The organism is Flavobacterium sp. (assembly GCF_035456085.1).
Classification (GTDB): Bacteria; Bacteroidota; Bacteroidia; order Flavobacteriales; family Flavobacteriaceae; genus Flavobacterium.
On sequence record NZ_DATIDY010000255.1, the window covers coordinates 1 to 4,772 of the forward strand.

7 protein-coding genes are annotated in these 4,772 nt (G+C 32.1%); 2 read left to right on the forward strand and 5 right to left on the reverse strand.

The window, feature by feature from the left end; translation table 11 throughout:
• On the reverse strand, positions 1-282 hold a 282-nt coding region (locus VLC96_RS18470; protein WP_325265296.1), incomplete at its 3' end, for a hypothetical protein.
• Positions 283-527: 245 nt separating this feature from the next.
• On the opposite strand from VLC96_RS18470, the gene VLC96_RS18475 reads away from it, so the two are divergent.
• A complete protein-coding gene (locus VLC96_RS18475; protein ID WP_325265297.1) occupies positions 528-1,187 on the forward strand; it encodes an HAD family hydrolase in 660 nt (219 codons plus the stop codon).
• 106 nt (positions 1,188-1,293) lie between these two features.
• Here the strand turns inward: VLC96_RS18475 and arsB are convergent, their stop codons facing one another.
• Genes arsB through VLC96_RS18495 form a run of 4 tightly spaced genes read right to left on the reverse strand, consistent with a single transcriptional unit; the run spans position 1,294 to position 3,856 of the window.
• Entirely contained in the window at positions 1,294-2,361 is a 1,068-nt protein-coding gene (arsB, locus tag VLC96_RS18480) for an ACR3 family arsenite efflux transporter (RefSeq protein WP_325265298.1), read from the reverse strand.
• Between the two features lie 2 nt (positions 2,362-2,363).
• Complete coding sequence (locus VLC96_RS18485; protein ID WP_325265299.1) at positions 2,364-2,990, reverse strand: arsenate-mycothiol transferase ArsC; 627 nt, start codon at positions 2,988-2,990, stop codon at positions 2,364-2,366.
• Between the two features lie 17 nt (positions 2,991-3,007).
• Positions 3,008-3,472, reverse strand: a complete 465-nt coding sequence (locus VLC96_RS18490; RefSeq protein ID WP_325265300.1) for a DUF6428 family protein — start codon at positions 3,470-3,472, stop codon at positions 3,008-3,010.
• A 57-nt stretch (positions 3,473-3,529) separates the two neighbouring features.
• Entirely contained in the window at positions 3,530-3,856 is a 327-nt protein-coding gene (locus VLC96_RS18495) for an ArsR/SmtB family transcription factor (protein WP_325265302.1), read from the reverse strand.
• Positions 3,857-4,043: 187 nt separating this feature from the next.
• Here VLC96_RS18495 and VLC96_RS18500 point away from each other — a divergent pair, with 187 nt between their 5' ends.
• Positions 4,044-4,460, forward strand: a complete 417-nt coding sequence (locus VLC96_RS18500; protein WP_325265303.1) for an EamA family transporter — start codon at positions 4,044-4,046, stop codon at positions 4,458-4,460.
• Positions 4,461-4,772: the final 312 nt, after the last annotated feature.

Genomic DNA, 4,772 nt, shown 5'->3' on the forward strand with positions numbered 1-4,772 from the left:
TCCAATTGAAAGGTATACGCCATGTCCTGTTGCTTTTAAATTTGCTTTGATTGTTTTAACTTCTTCACGAAGTTCTTTTTTTTCTGCACGAGTCAAATTGGATTTATCCATTTTCTTTATTTCTTCAAGCCTATTAAGCATATTTTTTACTTCCTCGGGCATTTCGTTGCTTTTGGTTGTTACTGCTGTAACTGTAGTTGGGTTTTTCTCCGCAGCTATAATTGTTACAGGAGAAATAATTAATGATACCATAATCATTAAATAAAAGCCTATTTTTTTCATACTGTTTTTTTAATTATTAATAGTTATTTCAAATTTTGGAATTAGTCAGAAATAATGTGTTACATGTTTCTAACAGTAAATTGTATAATTTACATGCAATTCGTTTATTTTAGTTAAGAAAAAGAATACTTTTTCAGTTTTTACTCACGGTTTTTAGATATAAACCAAAAAAACATTAATTCTAAAATCTGGATTTTACTAATAGGTATAAATGATTGTATCTTGCATTCGTTAAAAACAGATATATGAAACAGCAATGCGTAATTTTTGATATGGATGGTGTAATTTGTCACACTAATCCACATCATGTAAAGGCTTTCGAAGCATTTTTTGATAATTATAAAATTCCTTATACCGAACAGGAATTTCAAGACCACATGTACGGAAAACATAATGGTTATATAATGACTTATTTCTTTAAACGCCCTATTGAAGGTGAGGAACTCAAAAAATTAGAGGATGAAAAAGAGTCGATGTTTCGCGAAGTATATAAAGATAAAGTAGCAACCATTCCTCATTTTTTGAAGTTCTTGGGCGAACTCAAATCCCGAAATTTTAAAACAGCTGTTGCTACTTCTGCTCCACGTGCCAATTTGGATCTTATAATAAGTACTTTAAATATTGCTGACCAAATGGATTCTATGATGTCTAGCGAAGATGTACAATTTCATAAACCAAATCCCGAAGTGTATTTAAAGTCTGCGAAGCATGCTGGCGTTTCTTCATCGGACTGTGTGGTTTTCGAAGATTCTTTCTCTGGTGTTACTGCGGCAATTAACGCAGGAATGAAAGTGGTGGGAGTTTTAAGTACACATACCAAAGAGCAACTGCCACCTTGTGACTTTTATATCAGTGATTACAGTGAAATAAATGTTGATAAAATTGTGGATTTGTTGAAGGGGTGATTGTTTGTAAAAGCGACAACGAAACTTAATAATTTTTTTAAACCATTAAGAGATTATAATTAACATTTCTAATCTCTTAATGGTAAAATTTTGTGTTTAAAGGTGTCTAAACAGTAGTAAAATATTTTTTTCTAAACCAAAAAGCAACATTAACTAAGGCAATCAATGCCGGTACTTCAACCAGAGGGCCTATTACACCCGCGAATGCTTGCCCACTATTAATACCAAAAACACCAATTGCGACAGCAATTGCCAATTCAAAGTTATTGCCTGTTGCGGTAAATGCAATCGCAGCTGATTTCGAGTAATCTGCTCCAAAATATTTGCCGGTGAAAAAACTAAGAATAAACATCACTACAAAATAAATAACCAACGGAATCGCAATACGGATGACATCCATTGGTATTTGTACAATAAGTTCTCCTTTAAGGCTAAACATTATTAATATTGTGAAAAGCAATGCTATTAATGTTATCGGAGAAATGAACGGAACATATTTGTTTTGAAACCATTCTTCTCCTTTTAGCTTAATTAATGAGTACCTGCTGATAAAGCCTAATGCAAAAGGAATGCCTAAATAAATTCCAACGCTTTTGGCTATTTGTCCGATGCTGATATTTACTTCAAGACCTTTGTAACCAAAATAGGGAGGTAATATCGTAATGAATATATAGGCATATATACTGTAAAAAAACACTTGAAAAATACTGTTCAAAGCTATAAGTCCTGCGCCATATTCGCGGTTTCCATCGGCTAAATCGTTCCATACGACAACCATTGCAATACAGCGTGCCAAACCAATAAGTATTAATCCGATCATGTATTCAGGATAGTCGTTCAGCAGCAATAAAGCTAATGCGAACATTAAAATTGGTCCAATTATCCAATTTAAAAATAATGACGCGCCTAGAATTTTTGTGTTTTTATAAACTTCTCCCATTTGCTCGTATTTTACTTTCGCTAATGGCGGATACATCATTAATATCAAGCCGATGGCTAAAGGTATATTGGTTGTTCCATTTGAAAATGAATTTATAAAACCACTGCTTGATGGCATAAAATATCCAATAGCGACTCCGATTGCCATTGCGAGGAAAATCCAAAGTGTTAAAAAGCGGTCAAGAAATCCTAATTTTTTTCTTTCCAGTGTTGGCGTACAATTATTTGCAGACATATTTATTGCTTGATTTGGGAGAATACATAAAACATTTCCGTAGCGATTTGTATGCTTCGTTCAAAATATTTTTCGGCTTGTTGAGGCGTGTTGTCAAAAAGTTTTGGATCTTCAAAAGTAATCGGGATTCTTTTTTCGGTTCCTGTAATAAATGGACAACCTTGGTCGGCTTGAGAACAAGTCAGTATAGCTGCAAATTGATTTTGAGGATTAAAATCATTATCATATTTTTTTGAAAAACAAATAATTGGATGTTCGTTTTCGGCGTACTTTATCGCATAAACCGGGTTGTTTGTTTCAGCAATCGTTTTGATTACAAAACCTTGTTTCTCTAAAGTAGTGGCTACCATTGGGAACATAGCTGTAGCTTCTGTTCCCCCTGAGTAGCAAAAAACATTTTTTATATTAAAATAAGCTGCCATTGTTTGTGCCCAAATTTGAGACAAATGACTTCTCCTCGAATTATGTGTGCAAATAAAATTAAGTCTGATTTGTTTTTGCTCATCGACTTTAGACTGAACGAAGTCGATAAGAGGCTGTAAAATTGCTTTTCGTTCTTTAGCGATTTCTTCTATTTTTAAATCTTTAATTGTTTTTTCTATTTCTAAAAAAGTGAAAGGTTTTGTCATTTTGATCAATTATTAATTTAACAACATGCCGAGTTTGGAGCACAGCATGAGGTTTCGTTTTTTAATGCTGCTAAATTTATTTTTTGTTTTGGACTTCCACAAGAATCTTGAGCTAAACAAGTAGTCGATTTACTGGTGAGAATAAAGTTTTTCCCATTGAATTCTAAACCATATTTTCCAATAGTGTCACTTTGATATTCGACTTCAATTTCTGAATCTTCGATTCCTAATTTGTTTTCTGAAAGATTAATAATGTGCAATAATTTAGAGGGTTTTAGTCGGTGTTCAAAATCATTCGCATTCCAAAGTTGGAAGTTGACAGCCTTTTCGTTTCGAATTACGCCACCGCAATCAATGAAGTTTTTGGTAATCATTCCGACTTCGGTAACGTGGAAATGTTCAGGAACAAAAGTTCCATTTTCTAATTGAAATGCAACATTTTCTAATGTAGGCAAAATTTCTTTTACTTCTGATAATTTCATGATAATGATGTTTATTTGTTTAATGCAATATTGCGATATATAATCGTAAAAAATGTTTTAACAACATTTTGATACGGAAATAGCTTGAGTGATTTTTAAGAAATAGTTGTTTAAAATAGCAATTGTTTTCTCGTCAATGCAGTAACATATCGAATTACCGGAAATATTTCCTTTAATAATTCCTGCATTTTTGAGTTCTTTTAAATGTTGCGAAACTGTTGGTTGAGCAAGTGGAAGTTCATTAACAATATCTCCGCAAATACATTGGTTAGCTTTTAGTAAATATTCAATGATTGCAATTCTGGCTGGATGTCCTAACGCCTTTGCAATAATGGCTATTTGATTTTGTGCATCTGTAAAATGCTCTGTTTTAGTAGCTCCCATTTTTTTATTAATTTAATATTGCAATATTACGATATTAAATTTGAATATCAATAATGAATGTGATGTTTTAATTAAATATTTTTTTGCATTTTCATAGTTTATAATTTTAGTAGAAAGAAAATGAATATCGTTTAACACAAAATGAGGTAGAATAATTTTTGTAATTTTATCAATAAAATAGTTAATTATGTGGTGGATATTTGCGTTACTCTCTGCTTTTTTTGCTGCATTAACGGCAGTTTTTGCTAAAGTTGGTATCAAAGGAGTTGATACAGATCTTGCGACAGCAATAAGGACTGTAATTATTTTAATTTTGGCTTGGGGAATTGCTTTTTTTAGGGGAGGAACGGCAACATTTAATACACTTACAAAACAAAACCTAATTTTTCTCTGTCTTTCTGGCGTTGCCACAGGGCTTTCGTGGATATTTTATTTTAAAGCTTTACAAATGGGTAAAGTTTCTCAGGTAGCCCCTGTAGATAAATTAAGTGTTGCCATTGCCATAATTCTCTCGGTGATTTTTTTGAATGAAAAGATAAGCACACTTGGCATTATAGGGGTAGTGTTAATTATCTCTGGGACAATTGTATTAATTTATAGCTAAGAACATAGGAAATGATAAAAAAATGACTTTAAACCAAAGAAAGCTCTAGATTTCTCCGAAGCTTTCTTAGGATAGAAAAGCATTAAACATCTAATAATTTATTGAATATCATCAGAATGCCTTAGTTTCTTAATCTATTAATTGCACTTTCACTAAGTTTTAGAAAAAGAAATAACCAACAGAGAACTGAAATACTCCGTTTTTATTTGTTGCTGACGAGCCTTCCAAATTATTTATATCGGTTAATCCCAAATTATATCTTGCACCTAAATTAAATCCGTTTTTAAATTTATAACCTAAGCCAAAATTAAG

Excerpts from the sequence above, each read along its gene's own strand:
- VLC96_RS18475 (WP_325265297.1), top strand. The coding sequence starts at position 528 with ATGAAACAGCAATGCGTAATTTTTGATATGGATGGTGTAATTTGTCAC.
- VLC96_RS18500 (WP_325265303.1), top strand. The coding sequence starts at position 4,044 with ATGTGGTGGATATTTGCGTTACTCTCTGCTTTTTTTGCTGCATTAACG.
- VLC96_RS18485 (WP_325265299.1), bottom strand. The coding sequence starts at position 2,990 with ATGACAAAACCTTTCACTTTTTTAGAAATAGAAAAAACAATTAAAGAT.
- VLC96_RS18495 (WP_325265302.1), bottom strand. The coding sequence starts at position 3,856 with ATGGGAGCTACTAAAACAGAGCATTTTACAGATGCACAAAATCAAATA.
- arsB (WP_325265298.1), bottom strand. The coding sequence starts at position 2,361 with ATGTCTGCAAATAATTGTACGCCAACACTGGAAAGAAAAAAATTAGGA.
- VLC96_RS18490 (WP_325265300.1), bottom strand. The coding sequence starts at position 3,472 with ATGAAATTATCAGAAGTAAAAGAAATTTTGCCTACATTAGAAAATGTT.